Origin of the sequence: Agrobacterium bohemicum (assembly GCF_002896715.1) — a bacterium.
GTDB classification, from domain to species: domain Bacteria; phylum Pseudomonadota; class Alphaproteobacteria; order Rhizobiales; family Rhizobiaceae; genus Agrobacterium; species Agrobacterium bohemicum.
In genome coordinates this window covers 425,156-445,186 of sequence record NZ_PGEL01000027.1, presented here as the reverse complement: position 1 = coordinate 445,186, position 20,031 = coordinate 425,156, and the positions used below count along the sequence as shown (strand labels likewise).

Below are 20,031 nucleotides of genomic sequence, written 5' to 3'. Positions count from 1 at the left end.
CGCGTTCCAAGGCGTTCTGTTTGTTGGATACTGAATCGTCCGATTCCAAAGACCAGCAGATAGACACTCCGGCATGTGCCAGCGCGTAACGCAGTATTTTCTCTTCACTGCAGCCGAGAGAGGTTGAAAACAGCGTCATCAGATTTGAAATCCGCGCCACATCGATGATGTCGTCAAAAGCCCCTAGCGGATTTCCGAACACGTTCGCGACATCATAAGCTGGATCGCCCAACAGTCCTTGCGGGTCTATGGCCAACCAACCGCGATCAGTGCTGTGAATGATATTGTCGTGGTGCAGATCACCGTGCAACGGACGGATATTCGTCTGGTGCGAAAGCAGATCATCCGCGATACTGGCGGCATGACGTAATATTGGCGATAACTCAGCGTCCGTTTCATGCTGAGCCCGCTTGAACAGGGCCGCGAAGTGTTGCCGTAGGGGCATCAATTCGGGCGACGCGCTGCCACTGCCTGAGTGGAGTTTGGCAAGGACGTCTATGATAACGGCATTGCTGGACGTTTCACCATGCAGCAGCCGATATGTACGCAGGTTCAAATCACCAGCGTCTTCCAGAAGACAAATATGGTCCGCGCGATCGATCAATCGAACCGCTCCCAGACCATCCCGCCGTTCCAGAAACGCCATGCCCGGCAATTCGCCCATACCGTTCGGCTTCAAGATTTTGACGATGGCGCTGGACGCATCAGCGAGGGTAACGCGGTAGACAAGACTTGATGGTGTGTCGGCAATAAGAAAGGCGGAGGAAATGCTCCACCGCCCTACAAGTTCATCCGGAATGCAGATTGAGGCTTGGTTCCCGGTCATGCCGAAAGCATGAGTTCCATGTTCTGCACAGCAGCACCGGAGGCGCCTTTGCCGAGATTATCCAGAACGGCGACGAGGTTAATATGCTCGTCGTTCCCGAAGACGAAAAGCTTCATCGTATCCTGATTGACAAGTTCTTCCGCATCGATACGGCCAAGCGATTTGCTGTCTTCCAGCGCAACGACCTGAACGATGTTCTGTCCTGCGTAATGCGCTGCAAGCGCGGCGTGGACAGTCTCGACGCTTGTGCCTTCATTCAGGTCGGCCAGGAACAATGGCACCTGCACGATCATGCCCTGTGCGAAACGACCGACGGATGGCGAAAACAGCGGCGAGCGATCAAGCTGACCGTGGATTTTCATTTCCGGCACATGTTTGTGCTTGAGCGTCAGACCATAAAGGAAATTGTTGGCCTTTATCGAGTCATCACGGCTCTGGTCTTCCATCTGCGCGATCATCTGCTTGCCGCCGCCGGTGTAGCCAGATACGGCGTTGACGCTGACAGGGTAGCCATCAGGCAAGATGCCAGCAGCGCGTAGCGGACGAATAAGCCCGATTGCACCCGTGGGATAGCAGCCCGGATTCGTAACAAAACGCGCGGAGCGCACCTTCTCGGCTTGCGACTTCTCCATTTCGGCAAAGCCATAGGCCCAGCTCGGGTCGACGCGGTAAGCCGTCGAGGTGTCGATAATACGGACCTTGTTGTTTCCAGATACCATCGAGACCGCTTCCTTGGAGGCGTCGTCTGGCAGGCATAGAATCGAGATGTCGGCGTTGTTGAGCATGTCCTCACGCATCGCGGCATTACGCCGTTCCGCTTCGGGAATGGACAGCAGTTCGATATCGCGGCGGTCGGCGAGGCGGGTGCGAATTTGCAAGCCTGTGGTGCCGTGTTCGCCATCGATGAAGATTTTCGCTGTCATGTCCTTGTCCTGAACTTTCAATAGGTTACGGGTGTAGGCGGAATCATTTNGCCATGCACTTGAATCAATCTGTCAGCTTGTTTTCGCAAGCCGCTCAGCACGCAGGCCTAGCATATACATTGCTACAGTTGCTCCCGCAATGGCGGTGATATCCGCATGATCGTAAGCCGGGGCGACCTCAACCACGTCGGAGCCGCGGATATCCAGTTGACCAAGCCCGCGAAGAATTGCCAGCACTTTCGCACTCGATGGCCCGCCTGCGACGGGTGTGCCGGTGCCGGGGGCGAAGGCGGGATCAAGGCAATCTATATCGAATGTCAGATAGGCCGGAAGCCCGCCGGTGTGTTCGACGATTAAAGATGAAATATCGTTTGCCCGCATGTCCTCCACTTCGTGGCCGTAGATGAGCCTGATGCCGCAATCTTCCGGCGCGTGTGTGCGAATACCGATCTGGATCGACCTGTCGGGGTCTATCAACCCGTCGCGCACCGCCCGTGCCACGAAGGAACCGTGATCGATCCGCTTGCCGTCATCGAACCATGTGTCCTGATGGGCGTCGAACTGCACCAGCGCGAGCGGTCCATGTTTNGCGACATGCGCTTTCAGGAGCGGCCATGTGATGAAATGATCCCCGCCCAGTGTCAGAAGATAATCCACCTTGGAGAGAATTNCACTCGCCTCGTCTTCGATCGTTTGCGGGNTTAGCCAATGATTGCCGTAATCCAGCAGGCAATCGCCATAGTCAATCGTCGGCATCGTCTCGAACAGATCACGTCCGAATGGATATTGCGGGTCATTGTCGAAAATAGCCGAAGCGCGTCGGATGGCCTGTGGGCCGAATCGCGCTCCGGGACGGTTGGAGGTTGCGGCGTCAAANGGAATGCCCCAGATCGCCGTCGATACGCCTTCCAGGTGCTTCGTAAATCTGCGGCGCATGAAAGACAGGACACCGGCATGGGTAGGGTCGGTTGATGCAGACGTCAAAGATGAGGCAGTAAACGCGTGATCGATCGATTTNGATGGCATGGAGCACCCCTGTACGAACGGCTTTAGCCGTCTTCAATAACGCATTAAGCTGTTCGGGATAAGCTGCTTATCTGTTATTCACGCCATGGAACGTTCTCATTCGGCGTTGCTTAGAACGCGTGCACTACCCGTGGATTTTCATGAAGTATAGAGCCGAAATAGATGGCCTGCGCGCCATCGCCGTTCTGAGCGTCGTGTTGGCGCACGCGAACTTTTCCGTTTTTGGCGGCGGATTTCTCGGCGTTGATGTCTTTTTCGCCATTAGCGGATATCTGATAACGACTGTCATTCTTGACGAATATGCCAAAGGCACGTTCTCGCTTCTTGGCTTCTATGAGCGCCGGGCGAGACGAATTTTGCCGGCGCTTTTCTTCGTCTTGCTTTGCACAGTGCCGGCCGCCTGGGTTTGGCTGCTACCGGATGCCTATGAGGATTTTNCCAAAAGTCTGATGATGGCCACGCTCTCCCTTTCCAACATCTACTTTTNGAAAAAGACCGACTACTTCGCGCCCGATTCCGCTGAAGTTCCCTTGCTCCATACCTGGAGCCTGGGCGTCGAAGAGCAGTTTTATATACTCTTTCCTCTGCTCTTTCTGTTCAGGCTAAAAATCAGGACGATTTTCAGAATCCTTCTTGCCGCTGCAATCGCAAGCCTTGTCGTGAGCGAATTCGGCGCAAGACATTTTCCATCCGCAAATCATTACCTTCTGCCCACTCGAGTATGGGAAATCCTGGCAGGCTCGCTGTGTGCCTTTTACGTATTCGGCAGGCCAAGACGGTTGAACGGCCCGCTGGCCCTTGCCGGGTTTGTCATGGTGCTGGTTGCAGTGTTCCTGTTCGATCCCACGACGCGCGTTCCCTCGTTTGCCGCATTGTTGCCTATTGGGGGAACATGCGCATTTTTNCTGTTTGCTTCCAGTGAGACATGGCCAGGTCGCTTGCTGTCCTTTTCGCCGCTTGTGTGGATCGGCCGCATCAGTTTCAGCATCTACCTATGGCATCAGCCCGTATTTGCTTTTTGGCGAATCAGGAGTTCGGAACCGCCATCGCAATCAGCCATGTGTGTTCTGATTCTCGTGGTTCTTGCCCTTGCAGCTTTCAGCTGGTGGTTTATCGAGCAGCCTTTCAGATACAAAAAANTCGGCACCCGCAAAGTCGCAGCCGTCGGTGCTGTATGCGCTTTCATACTCGTCGGTTTTGGAACCTGGGGTGACCTGAAGGATGGGCTGCCATTCCGACTGGCGCCTGACGTGCGAAACTTCATCAAGGAAACGACATGGAGCGAAAAGTGCCTGTTTCAGGTCAAGGATGGTATTCCAGCTGTTCCCAATGAGGAATGTATGTTCGATGCCAAAGCGGGCAAGACATATGCTGTGTGGGGTGACTCCATCGGTGCATCCATCTCACCAGCTCTGTTGGAAGCATTGAAGCTGCGCCATATGGGCATGATCCAGCTTACCCACGGTTTCTGTGCCCCCATTATCGGTGTTTCGACGGCAAGGGATGAAGGAGCGGCAAATTGCGATACGTTCAATCAACGCGCATTGGCCTATTTGACGCAGAGCAATATCGATACCGTCGTTCTAACAGCCTCCTGGGTCAATTTCTTCAACTCTCCCTATTTGCAGATAGGCGATATCGAATACTCTTTNACCGATACTCCCGTTTCAGCCGTCGCTAAGAGCCTGCGGGACACGGTCCTGGCGCTGGAGGCGAGTGGCAAGAGGGTCGTTATCGTTTACCCCAGCCCGCTCTTCAACAAACCGGTGGGGGAGGTCATGGCGGGACGTATCGTAAANGGGGACAAGACCCCGGATTTCGGATACTCCACAGCCGATTTCAAAACCAACACCGCGCGCGCCTATTCAGTGCTGGATGCCGCAGTCCCAGACAATGTAAAAAAGGTTTTCCCGGAGCAGATATTCTGCAATCGGTCGCAAGAGGAGATGTGCTTCTTTGGGCGGGATGGCGTGGCCTATATTGCCGACCGGGGCCACTACACGAAGGCGGGCGCAGCGATGATTGTCGATCAGCTGATGAATGAGATGCAAAACCCGAAGACACAATCTCCCGCAGGCGTTGAGATCAACTGATATCCCGAAACGGAATCAGTACATTTTGTCGTTCGCCAGAGCCAACAAAAANGGCGGAGCCAAAGCCCCGCCTTTTCGGTTTTGTAGTCCGTAGGCGATTAACGCTTGGAGAACTGGAACGAACGGCGAGCCTTGGCCTTGCCGTACTTCTTACGTTCAACAACACGGCTGTCGCGGGTCAGGAAGCCACCCTTCTTCAGAACGCCGCGAAGGGCTGGTTCGAAGTAGGTGAGAGCCTTGGAAACGCCGTGACGAACTGCACCGGCCTGACCGGAAAGACCACCACCAGCAACAGTTGCGATGATGTCGAACTGGCCAGAGCGAGCCGCAGCGATCAAAGGCTGCTGCAGGATCATCTGCAAANCAGGGCGTGCGAAGTAAGCGGAAAAGTCACGACCGTTGATGATGATCTTGCCGGAGCCGGCCTTGATCCATACGCGTGCAACGGCGTTCTTGCGCTTGCCGGTCGCGTAGGAGCGGCCGAGTGTGTCAACCTTGCGGACGTGCACGGGAGCCGAAGCTTCCGATGCCGGGGCGAGGTCTTTCAGGGAGGAAAGATCGGCCATTATCAGGCGCTCCTTACGTTCTTGCTGTTCAGCGTTGCCACTTCAAGAACGGCAGGCTGCTGTGCTTCATGCGGGTGGTTCGAACCGGCGTAAACGCGGAGGTTCTTCATCTGGCGACGGCCGAGAGGACCACGGGGAATCATACGCTCGATTGCCTTTTCGAGAACGCGCTCCGGGAAGCGGCCTTCGATGATCTGGCGAACGGTACGTTCCTTGATGCCACCTGGGTAACCAGTGTGCCAGTAGTACTTCTTGTCGGAATATTTCTTGCCGGTGAAGACAACCTTTTCCGCGTTGATGATAATGACGTTGTCGCCATCATCTACGTGAGGAGTGTAGGTTGCCTTGTGCTTGCCGCGCAGGCGAGTTGCAACAACGGTGGCGAGGCGACCAACAACGAGGCCTTCGGCGTCNATGATGATCCACTTCTTCTCCACCTCGGCGGGCTTCTGAACGAAAGTAGACATTCTTTTAACTTTCTCTAGGACCCGTCACGCTCAACAGGAGCATGCAGGCGTTTTTTGTTGCTTAAGGCTGATCGCATGCGCGCAGCCGGAACGACCGTATTTCCTGGGAAATTCTGTCTGGCGCGCTTATAGGCGGTAGATGAAACCGCGTCAACGGCGGGGAAACAGCTCACCTTAAAAATTGTCGTTAAAAAACAATGATTTGCGTATGTGGTTTTATAATACCACAAGAAAGTACGGTCGAAATCAGCCAAGACGCATGATCAGGACGCCCAAAGCGATGGTTGCACCGGCAATATAGCGCCACACACTCGCCTTTTCCTTGAGGATCAGAACCGAGATGGCGATCGCAAAANGGATGGATGTTTCGCGCAGAGCCGCGACGACGGCGACTGGGGCTTTCGTCATGGCCCAAAGTGCCAGACCATAGGACAGGATAGATCCCGCGCCGCCCGCAAGCCCACGCCACCAGTGGTGACGGACATGCGCTGAAACAGGTGCCCAGCCCCTTTGATAAAGCGCCCAGGAAANCAGGAGGACAGGCGGCAGCAACGACATCCAAAGCGTATAGGAAATCGGGCTTGTCGAAAGCCGTGCGCCAACACCATCGACAAACGTGTACCCAGCAATGACCACCGCATTGGCCAGCGCCAGCAAGATCGCGTGCCTACCGCCATGCCTTGCCTCGAAAGCAAGGGTCAGAATGCCAGCGGAAATCACCGCTATGCCGCCGATGGCAGCAGGGCTGAGAGTCTCACCTAAAANCAGGTTGCTGCTGGCCGCGACGATGAGAGGCGCAACCCCACGCATGATGGGATAAACGAGCCCGATATCACCGACGGTGTAGGCTGCAGCGACAAGCCGAAAATAAGCGAATTGCAAGACGGCTGAAACGATGAGGAAGGGCAGGGCGACTGCACCTGGTAGCGACAGGAATGGCAGAAACGGAATGGAACAGGCGGCTGCACCCGCCGCGACCAACGTTGCGTCCAGCGCCTTATCCGTGCCGGATTTGACGAGCGCATTCCAGCTGGCGTGGAAGACGGCACCCAGCAAGACCAGCAGCAGAACATCAATCGGCACGGGCGACTCGCAATTTGTTTCGTTTGATTAGTGCTTATGCCTTTTGGTAGCCGGTTGCACTGGAAAGCGTTCGGACACGCGGAGAAAATAAACCGATTGGAATTCTGCTGACCGGGATGAATTTGGTCGTTTTATTATGAAGGAGGAGCAATTTTCTCGAGTTCCCTCGGTGATGATCGCAGAGTAAATAGTTTCAAAGTGAAACAGATTTCTCTAATGTAACTATGAGTAGTTTCTAAAATGCTGATGAACAGACACGGTACAAAGAAAGTACGATTAGGGATTGTCTAAGAGGTTAGCGCAAACATTATGGTTGTGCTGATTTTCGTGAAGTTTGAAGTTTGTAGCAAGGGTTTCCAATCCCTACATTGCTCGAAAGAGCATCTTAAAGTGAATGATTTTTGGAAGGTTGACCATGAACCACGACGCATATGACGACGACTATATTCGCCGCGTTCTGACAGACGTGAAGACGATTGCTGTTTTGGGTGCATCTCCCAACGCTGCCAGACCCAGCCATGGCGTCATGAAGTTTCTGCTTTCCAAAGGATATTCAGTTTTCCCCGTCAATCCAGGGCAAGAGGGCAAGCAAATTCTGGGGCAACCGGTTTACGCCAAACTCGCGGATATTCCTGAGACGATCGACATGGTCGATGTGTTCCGGGCGCCGGAGAATTTGCCCGCTGTCGTGGATGAGGTCATTCTTATGTCGCCACGGCCCAAGGTCATCTGGGGTCAACTGTCGGTCCGTCATGATGATGCCGCCGCCAAGGCTGAGGCCTATGGAATAGAAATGGTTATGGACCGATGCCCGGCAATTGAGTATCCGCGTCTCAATATCGCATCATAGTTGGCATAAGTTGCACTTACCTTTCGCCCTGGGGACGCTATCATCCCTCTGATCCAAGGGCAGGTAAGATTATAGTGGAGGGACATATGTCAGAGAATAATCCGGGTTTTTCGACGCTGGCAATTCATGCCGGTGCCGAGCCAGACCCTACGACCGGTGCGCGGGCAACCCCAATCTATCAAACGACCGCCTATGAGTTTCGCGATTCGGATCATGCAGCAGCGCTGTTTGCTCTGAAGGAATTCGGCAATATTTATACGCGGATCATGAACCCCACCCAGGCTGTTCTAGAGGAACGCGTCGCTGCCCTTGAGGGTGGAACGGCGGCACTTGCCGTGGCTTCCGGACATGCGGCACAATTTCTTGTCTTTCACACGCTCTTGCAGTCGGGTGACAACTTCGTTGCTGCCCGCCAGCTTTATGGCGGTTCGATCAATCAGTTTGGACATTCGTTTCAGAACTTCGATTGGCAGGTACGATGGGCGGACGCCACAGATCCCGCCAGTTTCGAAAGTCAGATCGATGACCGCACGAAGGCCATCTTCATTGAAAGCCTTGCCAATCCCGGCGGCACCTTCGTGGATATTGCCGCTATTGCCGAAATCGCCCACAGCCACGGCCTTCCGTTGATCGTCGATAATACGATGGCGAGCCCATATCTGTTGCGCCCCATCGAACATGGTGCGGATATCGTCGTGCATTCCTTGACGAAATTCCTTGGTGGCCACGGCAATTCCATGGGCGGCATCATCGTTGATGGCGGCACTTTCGATTGGTCGGCGAGCGATAAATATCCTGCCTTGTCGAAACCACGCCCCGAATATTCCGGCGTGGTCCTGCACCAGACATTCGGCAATTTCGCCTTCGCCATCGCGGCTCGGGTGCTTGGGCTGCGTGACCTCGGGCCGTCCATCGCCCCCTTCAACGCATTTCTCATCCTGACGGGCATTGAAACGCTGCCGCTACGCGTTCAGCGCCATTCCGACAACGCGCTCGCCGTCGCCAAATGGTTGAAGGCCCATCCGAAAGTCAGCTGGGTCAATTATGCCGGTCTGGAGGATAGCGAAAATCATGCGCTACAACAGCGCTATTCCCCCAAGGGAGCAGGCTCCGTCTTCACCTTCGGCGTCAAGGGTGGATACGAAGTCGGCAAGGCCTTGGTTGAAGGCCTGCAACTGTTTNCGCATCTCGCCAATATCGGCGACACCCGCTCCCTCGTCATCCACCCGGCATCCACGACGCATGCGCAACTAACGCCGGAACAGCAGGCCGCCGCCGGTGCTGGCCCGGACGTTGTGCGCCTGTCCATTGGTATCGAGGATGTGAAGGATATTATTGCGGATCTGGAACAGGCGCTGGGTTGAGGGTGATTAGGGCAGATGCTTGTTGAATCTAGCCTGTTGCAGGCTTTTTCTCGCTTTGGAGAAGGAAGAAATCATGATTTTAGCCTTGCTAAGGCATAGATTGGTCAGGTGAGGGGGGGGNCGTTTGGTGACCAAGGGCCACAATGTCTTACAGGACTGTAGACATGCTGTTCTACGCTTACGTACAGGGTAAATGTCGTATCTAGTTGGCTTAAGTGGCTTAACCAAAATACCTCAGGCCATACTTCTTGCTGTCTTTCCGAACGGTTTCAATATCCACGACTTCAGTGAAGTGCGACACTTTGTCGAACTTCCACTCGCGGCAAAGCATGATCCGTTCGTATGGTTGGTTCCGGGCTTGGTCAAAATGGCAGACAACGTGCGGGTAGTCATAGTATTTGTCGCCCTCCCAGTCCACATCCACGATGCCTTCGTAAGGGACGAAGCCGACACACCAGAATTTCTCGCCGTCCTCACCTTTCAGCCAGTCCCGATACCGCCACTTATCCTCACTGATTGATACTAGTTCCCCAATGCTTAGACAGACCATAAAACCACGCTCGTATGTCTGTACCACAGGAACTTTGAACCATGGGCTGATGCCGTTTTTCTGTTTCAGCTTGACGTTATTCGGGTATTCGTCCAGACGGTTGATGTTCCGGATGATAACTTCGGTGCTGAGTTCTTTGTAGGTGTTGACCCGGAGGAAGTCGTCGAACTTGGGTTTCCATTTTTGCCTCAACTCAAGCCGTTTCGTTGGTGTAAGGTTACGTCTGTTGCGGCGCGAGAACCGCCATAGCCCGCGCAGTGTGTCCCATCCGAGCTTAATGCCGCTTACGGAAAAGTATTCAAGCATGTTTGAATCCTATTCGAAGAGCGCAAAGCAGTCCTAATGCGACCCGAAGTATCACTTTTTCGTTCCGCAATTGACCTCAGACGTGGACCCTGTTGGCATGTATTGAAGCCGATAGTGCCATCGGGTCACTGGAGTGTTAAACTCGAATATCCGCCCCCGATTTTTNGCATTTAGACCAACTCGTGACAACATTTTCTTGCTCGCGATGCGGCAAATTTGAACATTAAATGATTATTGATAGTGTCGAAATGTAAGTGCTACTGAGAGGTGTTTCTTGTTTNGTTCCCTTTAATATTTCTCAGGCAACTATTCGCCTGAGAAATTTGGATTTNGACTAGGCCTAAGATTTNCTTGCAGTTTTTCTTCTGTCTGTGACTTATTACCCCCACTTAGTGATTTTTAGTGGGGGCCATCCAGCGATTATTTCTAACTCTTACGAGCAACCGCTCGTCGCGCCACAAGTATCGCATTTCTCGCAAGTACCATTCCGTACCATCGTGAAGTTCTGGCACTCGCCGCACATGTTGCCCGTGTAGCCTTGAGCAATCGAGCGAATGCGGCGTTCAGCTTCTTTCTTCTTGGCTTCGGTTTTGGCTGAAGCCGCGTCGGCGGCTGCCTTGTCGGAGAAGAGGGCGGTGGCGGCCTGTTCGGATTCGGTGGCCAGGCCTTCTTCAACGATTTCTACTGCTTCCTTGGCGCGTTCTTCATACTCGCGTTTGAAGGCGACAACTTCCGAAGTGGAGATCGCAACGGTTGGTTCGAGCTTGCGCACCGTGTTGCCGGAGATCTGCGTGACCGTTCCAGATGCACGGGCAGGGGCTGCCGTGGCCGACCCCTTGGGCTCGGACGAGGCGCGATCACTGGTGTTGGAGACCAGAGTTGGCTTGTAACCACGTGTCCAGCCGGTGGAAACGAGGTTGGTCTTGCCTTCTTCGATGCCTTTGCCGAGTGCGGTCTGCGAGAAGTCCGACGTATCCACATGGGCCAGATCATGACGGCCAAGGTAGGAAACGGCGAGTTCGCGGAAGACGTAGTCGAGGATCGAGGTCGCGTTCTTGATGGCATCGTTGCCGATGACCATGCCGGCTGGTTCGAACTTGGTGAAGGTGAAGGCCTCCACATATTCTTCCAGTGGCACGCCATATTGCAGGCCAAGCGAAATGGCGATGGCGAAGTTGTTCATCATCGCACGGAAAGCAGCGCCTTCCTTGTGCATATCAATGAAGATTTCACCGATGCGACCATCACCGAATTCGCCGGTGCGCAGATAGACCTTGTGTCCGCCGACGGCTGCCTTCTGGGTGTAACCCTGACGACGGTTCGGCAGCTTTTCACGCTCGCGGCTGACACGTTCGACAACACGCTCGATGATCTTTNCGGTGATGGTGACAGCCTGGGCTGCCTGTGGCTGGGCGATCAGATCCTCCAGCGCATCCTCGTCATTGTCGTCTTCGACAAGTGAAGCGTTGAGAGGCTGGGACAGCTTGGAGCCATCGCGGTAGAGAGCGTTGGCCTTCAACGCCAGCTTCCAGGACAGCATGTAGGCTGCGCCGCAATCTTCAACCGTCGCATCGTTTGGCATGTTGATGGTCTTGGAAATCGCGCCCGAGATGAAGGGCTGCGCTGCCGCCATCATGCGAATGTGGCTTTCAACCGAGAGGTAACGCTTGCCGATCTTGCCGCATGGGTTGGCGCAATCGAACACAGGCAGATGCTCGTCTTTGAGGAACGGTGCGCCTTCCAGCGTCATCGCGCCGCAAACATGCACGTTGGCCGCTTCGATATCCTTCTTGGCAAAGCCGAGATGTTCGAGCAGGTTGAAGCTCATGTCGGAAAGCTGCTCGTCGGAAACCTTCAGGGTTTCCTTGAGGAAGTCAGCGCCGAGTGTCCACTGGTTGAAGACGAACTTGATGTCGAAGGCGGATTTCAGCGCGGCGTTGACCGTTTCGATCTTCTCATCGGTGAAGCCCTTGGCCTTCAATGTGGATGGGTTGACCGCCGGTGCCTGGTTGAGATTGCTGTGGCCGATAGCGTAAGCTTCGATTTCGGCAATCTGGCTTTCCGAATAGCCGAGCGAACGCAGCGATTCAGGAACGGCGCGGTTGATGATCTTGAAGTAGCCGCCACCGGCCAGCTTCTTGAACTTCACCAGTGCGAAGTCTGGCTCGATACCGGTCGTATCGCAATCCATGACGAGGCCGATTGTGCCTGTTGGCGCGATAACGGTGGTCTGGGCGTTGCGGTAGCCGTTCTTTTCGCCAAGTTCCAGAGCCTTTTCCCATGCGGCAACCGCGTGGGTGATGAGGTCCTGATCCGTGCAATCTGCATGGATGAGCGGAACAGGGTTTACCGACAGGCCTTCATAACCATAGGCCAGACCCTGGGCTGCGCGCTGATGGTTGCGCATGACGCGCAGCATGTTGTCACGGTTGGGTGCAAAGCCGGGGAAGGGGCCAAGCTCGCCAGCCATTTCGGCGGATGTTGCGTAAGAAACGCCTGTCATGATGGCGGTGAGCGCACCGGCAATCGCACGGCCTTCATCGCTATCGTAAGGAATGCCCGAGGACATCAGCAGGCCGCCGATGTTGGCATAGCCGAGGCCGAGCGTGCGGTATTCGTAAGAGCGTTCAGCAATTTCCTTGGATGGGAACTGCGCCATCATGACCGAGACTTCGAGAACGACAGTCCACAGGCGAACGGCGTGTTCGTAATCGGCAATATCGATGTTCTTGGTCTTGGCGTCCTTGAACTGAAGCAGGTTCAGCGAGGCAAGGTTGCAGGCCGTGTCATCCAGGAACATGTATTCCGAGCAAGGGTTGGATGCGCGGATGGGACCTGCGGCTGGCGATGTGTGCCAGTCGTTCATGGTGGTGTTGAAGTGCAGGCCTGGATCAGCCGATGCCCATGCGGCGTGGGAAATCTTTNCCCAGAGATCGCGGGCCTTCAGCGTTTTCATGACCTTGCCGTCCTTGCGGGCGGTGAGGTTCCAGTCGCCATTGTCTTCCACAGCGCGCAGGAAGTCATCCTTCAGTGACACGGAGTTGTTGGAGTTCTGGCCCGAAACCGTGAGGTAGGCTTCCGAATCCCAATCGGTGTCGTAGGTCTTGAATTCAATTTCCTTGTAGCCCTGCTGGGCGAACTGGATGACGCGCTTGACGTAGTTCTCAGGAACCATGTCCTTCTTGGCAGCGCGGATTTCGCGCTTCAAGGCAGGGTTCTTGGCAGGGTCGAAGCAATCGCCCCGCGTGGCTTCAGAGCCAGCTTCGCAATTGACGCAGGCCTTCATGATGGCCTTCAAGTGCTTGGCGACGATCTTGGAGCCGGTCACGAGGGCCGCAACCTTCTGCTCTTCGTTCACCTTCCAGTCGATGTAGGCTTCAATATCGGGNTGATCGGCATCGACGACGACCATCTTGGCCGCACGACGGGTGGTGCCGCCGGACTTGATGGCGCCAGCTGCGCGATCACCGATCTTGAGGAAGCTCATGAGGCCGCTTGAGCGTCCGCCGCCCGACAGCTTTTCGCCTTCGCCGCGCAGGTAGGAGAAATTGGAGCCGGTGCCGGAGCCGTATTTGAACAGGCGTGCTTCGCGTACCCACAGGTCCATGATGCCGCCTTCATTGACCAGATCGTCGGCTACGGACTGGATGAAGCAGGCATGTGGCTGCGGATGTTCGTAGGACGACTTGGACTTGGTCAGCTTGCCCGTGAAGGGATCGACATAGAAGTGGCCCTGGCCGGGGCCATCAATGCCATAGGCCCAGTGCAGGCCGGTGTTGAACCACTGTGGAGAGTTTGGCGCGACGCGCTGCGTCGCCAGCATATAGGCAAGCTCATCCTTGAAGGCGGACGCATCTTCTTCGGTCGAGAAATATTTGCCCTTCCAGCCCCAGTAAGCCCATGTACCGGCCAGACGGTCGAAAACCTGACGCGCATCGATTTCAGAACCGTAACGCTCGTCTTCCGGAATGTCCTTCATCGCCTTTTCATCGGCAACCGACCGCCACAGGAAGGAAGGAACGTCGTTTTCCTCAACCTTCTTCAGGCGCGCAGGCACACCGGCCTTGCGGAAATATTTCTGCGCCAGCACGTCTGTCGCAACCTGGGAGAACTGTGCGGGAACGTCGATATCCGCCAGACGGAAAACGATGGAGCCATCCGGGTTCTTGATCTCGCTGATACCTTTGCGGAATTCGATCTCCGCATAAGGAGACTGGCCGGGCTTGGTAAAGCGACGTTCAATGCGCATTGTTTTAGTCCTCGTTTTGTGGCGCCTGTGAGCAGGGCGCAAAAATTCTCTCCTGCGTCGCGCCTCGTACGCGCCGCTGGTTTTCGCCGATCTAGATGGGATGGTCATCCGCAGACGCGATCCCTGTATCTCGTGGTGATTTCGGCTCTAATGATACCAATCAATACTATATATAGTATTAACGGCTTCTTTTTGCCATATCCCGCATCATGTTTTTGGCAGAAATTCAGCTCACAAACAGGCATCTACGCTCCATCCCTTCATGGTTGAAACGCAGGCAACGCGTGAACTGGAACTGAAAAGAACCGAAGGTGAGACACCTGATTCTGTTGCCGCCGCAACATGAATGCACCTTGGGAAANTGTGGTGATTCCGTCAAGGCCTAGTTTGAAAGGGTTTATTAACTACCAGATATTGTGTGCGGTGGCTGTGGAAANCGGGGAAAGAAAAACCCGCTATAAATATCAGGCACTTGGGCAAGGGTAATTCGTCGGCTTACGCTTTGTCTTCCGTAACGTAAGGCCGGTTTTCCGGGCTTTTGCGAGGTGCGGCAAAAAGGCTACACTTTGTGTTTNACACATTCTCACTACGAGAACTGGGGATAACTCGTAGGAGACGGCTCCCATTTCGGCCATTCACGTCGCCGATGATTTGCGTTCAGGAAGCGTCATCGCAAAGACGCCACCAACGACCAGCACGAGGCCGATCCACGCCGTAGATGACAGGCTCTCACCGAGAAATGCCACGCCGATGCCAACGCCGATAGGCACGCGCAGATAGGCCTGCGCAGTCGTTCCAACGGAACCGAGCGTGTGAATGAGTCGAAANTAGATGACGAAGGCCAAGGCTGTGGAAAACACCGAAAGCGCCAGGAGGGCGAAGAGCGAAGAGATCGACGGCGACAGGGTCCATGGCTGGTCGATGACAAGGCTGAGTGGCGCTAGCATGATTGCGCCGCACAACAGCGAACCCGCTGCCGGAATCATCGGGTCAAGCCCTTTGAAGTTTTTACCGAATATCACTGCACCAGCGTAACACACGCTTGCGGCAACCACAGCAAATTGTGCCAGCAACTCCTTGCCGACACCATTGAAGGCCTGAACGCCGACGATGAGGACGATGCCGCTGAACCCGGCGGCGATGCCTGCAATCTTGCGCCCGCTGATGGCCTCGTGGCGAATGAGAAGTGCTGTCAGCAGAAAAGCAAAAACCGGCGTGGTGGAATTCAGGATAACGGCAAGTCCGGCGTCTGTTGTGGTTTCTGCCCACGCAATCAGCGTGAATGGAACCGCCGTGTTAAGCGTGGCCTGAATGAAAAATCGACGCCATATTATTGGATCGCTCGGCAAGCGCAGCCCGCGAAGACGCAGGATGATGAGAAGCACGCTCGCAGCAATCAGAGTTCGCGCCGCGATCAGCGTGATCGGCGGTATCGTGGCTACGCCCAGCTTGATGAAGGTGTAGGCCGCACCCCATAATGTGGCGAGTGTGAGAAGAAGCGCGAATTCTGTTGTCATGTTTTTTNCGGCTGGCATGCTTTTGTCCTTGGCTTGCAGGTATCTGCTGCCGGTGGTAGCCGCAAAAGCGGCACAGATGCTTCGGCCGTGCCCGAACTGTGCGTGGCTGACAAGGGGAAACCGCTTTGTTATGCTCGCTCCATGACAAATTTTGCTTCTGGTAATGCCATAGCAGAGGTCGCGAGCCTTCTTGGTGATGCAGCCCGCGCCAATATGTTAGCCGCGCTCATGGGCGGGCAAGCCCTGACGGCGGGCGAACTGGCGCGCCATGCGGGGGTGACGGCGCAGACGACAAGCGGCCATCTATCGCGACTGGCAGATGCCCAACTGGTGACGCTGGAGAAGCAGGGCCGACATCGTTATTACCGGTTGGCCTCGCAAGAGGTGGCGCAGGCCATCGATGCGCTGATGGCTGTCGCATCTGCTGGCCCCAAACGTTACCGCCCGGTTGGTCCCAAAGATGAATCCATGCGATTGGCCCGAACCTGTTACGACCATATGGCGGGCAAGCTGGCGGTGAACGTCGCGGACGTCTTGTGCGATAAAGCCTATGTGATGCTATCGGAAGGTGCTGCTCTGGTGACAGAGGAAGGGCAGCGGTTCTTCTGTGACTTCGGCGTCGATCTGAAANTCGACAGCTCTTCGAAGCGGCCACTTTGCCGGACCTGTCTGGACTGGAGCGAACGCCGCATGCATCTGGCAGGAAAACTGGGCGCGGGTTTATTAGACCGGTTCACCGCGCTGGGGTGGGTTGCCCGTATGCCTGACACGCGAGCTTTGCGCGTTACGCCTACGGGAGAGGTGGGCTTCCGCACCGCTTTCGGATTGCCGGTTGACTGGCGATTGTCTTTGCCCGCCGAAACAAAAAATGACGGCTGCGAGAGCCGTCATTTGTAAAATCAGCCGCGCGAGCCTTTTGCGATCGGCTCCTGATAGGTGAAGCCCAGATCCCATGGGAAGTAGATCCACGTATCTTGGCTGACTTCTGTAATGAACGTATCGACTGTCGGGACACCTTTAGGCTTGGCGTAAACACAGGCGAAATGCGCCTTGGGCAGCATCTCGCGCACTTCAATGGCGGTTTTGCCAGTGTCGGTAAGGTCATCGATAACAAGAATGCCTTCGCCGCCTTTTTCCAGCAGTTCGGGTGAAATGCCCTTGAGAAGCATCGTATCGCCCTGGTTGACGTAATCATGGCGGGTGGCGATGCAGACGGTATCGATCAGGCGAATGTTCAACTCGCGGGAAATGATGGCAGCAGGAACAAGGCCGCCGCGCGTGATACAGACGATGGCGCTGAACTCCTGGTTCAGACCCGCCAGACGCCATGCTAGGGCGCGTGCATCACGGTGAAATTGATCCCATGAGACGGGGAAAGCTTTATCGGGAAGGGACATGAGGTGTCTGCCATATGGTCAAATTGTCGATGGCTTTGGCTAATAGCGGCAAGATTGCGTGAAAAGCAAGCGGATCACGCAGTTTCCCGGATGGTTTCTAGACCTGCGACCCCAGAGGGCGGCGGCGCATCTTAGATGTTTTTATCCGCAAATACGCCGATCACCGTGTTGCGTCCTGCAGCCTTGGCTTTGTAAAGCGCAGTATCGGCTCGTCGAAGCAATTGTTGTAATCGCTCGTCCGGACCAGCCTGCACAACGCCGAAGCTGCAGGTTACCCGACCAATTGGGAGAGGGTCGAGGTAGCTCGCTTCGAAAGCGGCACGCAAACGTTCAGCGATACTGAGCGCAGCCTCTCCGGATGTACGCGGCAATATGATGCAGAATTCCTCTCCGCCGATCCGCGCCGCCAGATCGTAAGGCCTGAGTGAATCCTTTACGATTTCTCCTACGATCATCAACACGTTGTCGCCGACCTCGTGCCCGTGTTCATCATTGATGTGCTTGAATTTATCGAGATCGAACAGAATGACGGACAGAGGCTCGTTGGAGCGCTCTGCTTGAGACTGGGCAGCTGGCAATTGTTCCGTCAGCCAGCGACGGTTTCCGAGACCGGTCAGAAAATCCGTCGTAGCCTGATGCTTGAGCTTCTTGGTGAGTTCTTCCACCTGCCACAGCATGGATTTCGTCACGTCGGTCACAATGGCGATTTCGTCGGCACCTTCGGACTGAAGCTTCAAAACGCTTTTATCCTGCGGATATTTCATCAATGCCTCTGCCAGATGGTGTAGTGGGCGGATGAAGCGCCAGATGGCAAATAGGCATATAGCAGTGCCAACAAGCGTCGCGACCAGTATCAAGGTGAACACCGGTACAGGCCCCGTGTCGAAACCACTCAGCAGGTGAATGATCAATGCGATAAGCGGAACGTGCACACTTAAAAATGAAACCAGAAAAATTTTCGCGATCAAAGACCGTCCGAGCGTCGGCATTATTCGTGATTTTTCTGACCGCATGTTCAACCTTTTATAGTCTCGATAATTCTTAATTAGAAATCTGCGTCGAAAGAAAGCAATTCAATGGCGATAGAGGAATGTCCATCACCTTTTGGAGATGGAAATTCAATCCAGGATATTGAATGAAGCAATTCATGCTTATTTTCATCCACCCACACCACCTTAAGTAGGGTCTCCTGCATCATAGAGCAATGTTCCAAACATCGATGGCTTGCAGGTACCTGGACAAGCGGGCTTCTTGTCATCAAACACCGTTACCCATACATATTTTCCGCTAGACCAACCGCTGAATAATCCATTCCGCCCGTACAAAACGGTTTCGTTGGAAAAAGTAAGTCTCTGTTTTGAATGGATAATCCTTGATTTCCAAGGGCTTTAAGACTGTGCGTCATTTTTTNGTCAAAAGGCGCATTTTCCGGCTTGCGGTATCGAAANCCTCTGACTATAAGAGCGCCACACGACAAGTGTACGCGCCCTTCGTCTATCGGTTAGGACGTCAGATTTTCATTCTGAAANGAGGGGTTCGACTCCCCTAGGGCGTACCATTTNCTCCCCTCAGAAATATCCAATGTCGTATCAGGCGTCCGTTTTGTGATGTCATGCGGCTGAGATATAACCTGTTCATTCCGGGTTGCTTGTTCCGCAATTAAGCTGAAGCTTAACGGTGGAGATTCGGGAGGGGACTTCATTGACATCAAGCATACCATTTNCCCTTGTTGGGATAGATCATGTCGTTCTGTTGGTGGACGATATGGATAAGGCTCTTGGTTTTTATCACGAGGTGATGGGCTGCCGTCCTGGATATAGCTATCCGGCGCTCGGCATGGAGCAGGTGTGGTGCGGGGCTTCGCTGATTGTCTTGTGGGACGTAACGCATCACGGTGGGCAGAAGGCGCGCCCGCCTGTCGCAGGCGGGCGAAATGTCGACCATATCTGCATTGCGACGGGGCCATTCGAACATGAGGCGTTGCGAGCGCATCTGGAAAGCCATGGCGTTGCCATTCATCGTGAGGCGATGCACGGCGGTGCACGAGGAATGGGACACTCTTTCTATATATACGATCCTTTCGGCAACATGCTGGAGATCAAGGGGCCCGCTGAATATCCAGATGGGCGAGCGTGAGCCGACAGGTCACGGTGGATTGATAAGGCTTGGTGCAACTGCCGTCCGCGTATGGCGTTGTGTCCGAACCCTGACCCCGTTGGAGCTTGCCATGAACCGTCTCATTCAATCGCTCACCGCTGCCGCAGCATTATCTTGCCTTGGTATGTTTNCCGTTGGCCAAGCCAAGGCAGAGCCAGCCGTGGCTCAAACCGACCGCTCCCATTATCAAGGCAAATGGCTCGAAATCGGCAGAACACCCATGTGGCTGACAGATGGTTGTGTGGCAGGTTTTACGGTCTACACGCCTGGCAATGCCCCTAATCAGGTTATGGTGCAGGACGGGTGTCGCGAGGGCACTCCGCAAGGAAAGCTAAAGACCATCGAAGGTATCGGCACGTTGACCGATTCGAAAACAACAAAGGCCAAGCTGAGGGTGCGTTATCCGCTGCTGATCACCTTCAATTACTGGGTGCTTTACAATTCGCCAGACAGAAGCTGGTTCATCAGCTCAGATCCCGATATGAAAANCCTCTGGATCTACGCTCGCAACGTTCCTTCCAAAAACCAGCTGGCGCGGATGGTAAGCAAAGCGAAGGAACTCGGTTATGACACAAGCAAACTTGAGTTTCCGAAATTCTGATCTCTAGCATTATCCAAATACAAAAATGCCCGCGTCATACGCGGGCATTTTCTTTG

At 54.6% G+C, this 20,031-nt stretch carries 16 protein-coding genes, 1 tRNA gene and 1 pseudogene; 7 read left to right on the top strand and 11 right to left on the bottom strand.

What is annotated here, in order from left to right:
* Positions 1-103 precede the first annotated feature (103 nt).
* The 3 genes and pseudogenes from CUC55_RS23675 to speB all read right to left on the bottom strand — a co-directional run.
* A pseudogene (locus CUC55_RS23675) lies at positions 104-826 on the bottom strand (aminoglycoside phosphotransferase family protein); the annotation flags it as partial.
* The gene (argC, locus tag CUC55_RS17560) at positions 823-1,749 is read right to left on the bottom strand and encodes an N-acetyl-gamma-glutamyl-phosphate reductase (RefSeq protein WP_067644233.1); all 927 of its coding nucleotides are present in this window, start codon (positions 1,747-1,749) and stop codon (positions 823-825) included. The pseudogene CUC55_RS23675 and the gene argC, both read right to left, overlap by 4 nt.
* A gap of 72 nt (positions 1,750-1,821) precedes the next feature.
* A complete protein-coding gene (speB, locus tag CUC55_RS17555) occupies positions 1,822-2,775 on the bottom strand; it encodes an agmatinase (RefSeq protein WP_103088659.1) in 954 nt (317 codons plus the stop codon).
* Between the two features lie 140 nt (positions 2,776-2,915).
* On the opposite strand from speB, the gene CUC55_RS17550 reads away from it, so the two are divergent.
* A complete protein-coding gene (locus tag CUC55_RS17550) occupies positions 2,916-4,868 on the top strand; it encodes an acyltransferase family protein (protein ID WP_103088658.1) in 1,953 nt (650 codons plus the stop codon).
* A 98-nt stretch (positions 4,869-4,966) separates the two neighbouring features.
* Here CUC55_RS17550 and rpsI read toward each other — a convergent pair whose 3' ends face one another.
* From rpsI to CUC55_RS17535, 3 genes are all read right to left on the bottom strand, one after another.
* Positions 4,967-5,434 (bottom strand): 30S ribosomal protein S9, encoded by a 468-nt coding sequence (rpsI, locus tag CUC55_RS17545; protein ID WP_103088657.1) that lies wholly within the window; start codon positions 5,432-5,434, stop codon positions 4,967-4,969.
* Positions 5,435-5,436: 2 nt separating this feature from the next.
* A complete protein-coding gene (gene rplM / locus CUC55_RS17540) occupies positions 5,437-5,901 on the bottom strand; it encodes a 50S ribosomal protein L13 (protein ID WP_103088656.1) in 465 nt (154 codons plus the stop codon).
* 246 nt (positions 5,902-6,147) lie between these two features.
* Entirely contained in the window at positions 6,148-6,984 is an 837-nt protein-coding gene (locus tag CUC55_RS17535; RefSeq protein WP_103088655.1) for a DMT family transporter, read from the bottom strand.
* A gap of 415 nt (positions 6,985-7,399) precedes the next feature.
* Between CUC55_RS17535 and CUC55_RS17530 the strand changes: the two genes are divergently transcribed.
* The gene (locus CUC55_RS17530) at positions 7,400-7,834 is read left to right on the top strand and encodes a CoA-binding protein (RefSeq protein WP_067643582.1); all 435 of its coding nucleotides are present in this window, start codon (positions 7,400-7,402) and stop codon (positions 7,832-7,834) included.
* Between the two features lie 86 nt (positions 7,835-7,920).
* Entirely contained in the window at positions 7,921-9,198 is a 1,278-nt protein-coding gene (locus tag CUC55_RS17525; protein ID WP_103088654.1) for an O-acetylhomoserine aminocarboxypropyltransferase, read from the top strand.
* 220 nt (positions 9,199-9,418) lie between these two features.
* Here the strand turns inward: CUC55_RS17525 and CUC55_RS17520 are convergent, their stop codons facing one another.
* From CUC55_RS17520 to CUC55_RS17510, 3 genes are all read right to left on the bottom strand, one after another.
* Positions 9,419-10,054 (bottom strand): hypothetical protein, encoded by a 636-nt coding sequence (locus tag CUC55_RS17520; protein ID WP_067643576.1) that lies wholly within the window; start codon positions 10,052-10,054, stop codon positions 9,419-9,421.
* Between the two features lie 433 nt (positions 10,055-10,487).
* Positions 10,488-14,303, bottom strand: a complete 3,816-nt coding sequence (locus CUC55_RS17515) for a vitamin B12-dependent ribonucleotide reductase (RefSeq protein ID WP_103088653.1) — start codon at positions 14,301-14,303, stop codon at positions 10,488-10,490.
* A 635-nt stretch (positions 14,304-14,938) separates the two neighbouring features.
* The gene (locus CUC55_RS17510) at positions 14,939-15,838 is read right to left on the bottom strand and encodes a DMT family transporter (protein ID WP_103088652.1); all 900 of its coding nucleotides are present in this window, start codon (positions 15,836-15,838) and stop codon (positions 14,939-14,941) included.
* Positions 15,839-15,961: 123 nt separating this feature from the next.
* On the opposite strand from CUC55_RS17510, the gene CUC55_RS17505 reads away from it, so the two are divergent.
* Positions 15,962-16,717, top strand: coding sequence for an ArsR/SmtB family transcription factor (locus CUC55_RS17505; protein ID WP_103088651.1), 756 nt, complete (start codon positions 15,962-15,964; stop codon positions 16,715-16,717).
* A 2-nt stretch (positions 16,718-16,719) separates the two neighbouring features.
* Here CUC55_RS17505 and gpt read toward each other — a convergent pair whose 3' ends face one another.
* Together gpt and CUC55_RS17495 are read right to left on the bottom strand one after the other, a co-directional pair.
* Positions 16,720-17,217, bottom strand: a complete 498-nt coding sequence (gpt, locus tag CUC55_RS17500) for a xanthine phosphoribosyltransferase (RefSeq protein WP_067643562.1) — start codon at positions 17,215-17,217, stop codon at positions 16,720-16,722.
* Positions 17,218-17,348: 131 nt separating this feature from the next.
* Positions 17,349-18,185: a GGDEF domain-containing protein gene (locus CUC55_RS17495; protein WP_157940973.1), complete on the bottom strand. Its 837-nt coding sequence runs from the start codon at positions 18,183-18,185 to the stop codon at positions 17,349-17,351.
* A gap of 515 nt (positions 18,186-18,700) precedes the next feature.
* Between CUC55_RS17495 and CUC55_RS17490 the strand changes: the two genes are divergently transcribed.
* From CUC55_RS17490 to CUC55_RS17480, 3 genes are all read left to right on the top strand, one after another.
* Positions 18,701-18,775, top strand: a tRNA-Glu gene (locus tag CUC55_RS17490).
* Between the two features lie 119 nt (positions 18,776-18,894).
* Complete coding sequence (locus CUC55_RS17485; RefSeq protein WP_280953216.1) at positions 18,895-19,353, top strand: VOC family protein; 459 nt, start codon at positions 18,895-18,897, stop codon at positions 19,351-19,353.
* Complete coding sequence (locus tag CUC55_RS17480) at positions 19,340-19,975, top strand: lipocalin family protein (protein ID WP_425352862.1); 636 nt, start codon at positions 19,340-19,342, stop codon at positions 19,973-19,975. The genes CUC55_RS17485 and CUC55_RS17480 overlap by 14 nt, the downstream gene beginning before the upstream one ends.
* Positions 19,976-20,031 lie beyond the last annotated feature (56 nt).

Bases quoted from the DNA above. Each gene is read 5' to 3' on its own strand.
- argC (WP_067644233.1), bottom strand. From the start codon at position 1,749: ATGACAGCGAAAATCTTCATCGATGGCGAACACGGCACCACAGGCTTG.
- CUC55_RS17530 (WP_067643582.1), top strand. From the start codon at position 7,400: ATGAACCACGACGCATATGACGACGACTATATTCGCCGCGTTCTGACA.
- CUC55_RS17520 (WP_067643576.1), bottom strand. From the start codon at position 10,054: ATGCTTGAATACTTTTCCGTAAGCGGCATTAAGCTCGGATGGGACACA.
- gpt (WP_067643562.1), bottom strand. From the start codon at position 17,217: ATGTCCCTTCCCGATAAAGCTTTCCCCGTCTCATGGGATCAATTTCAC.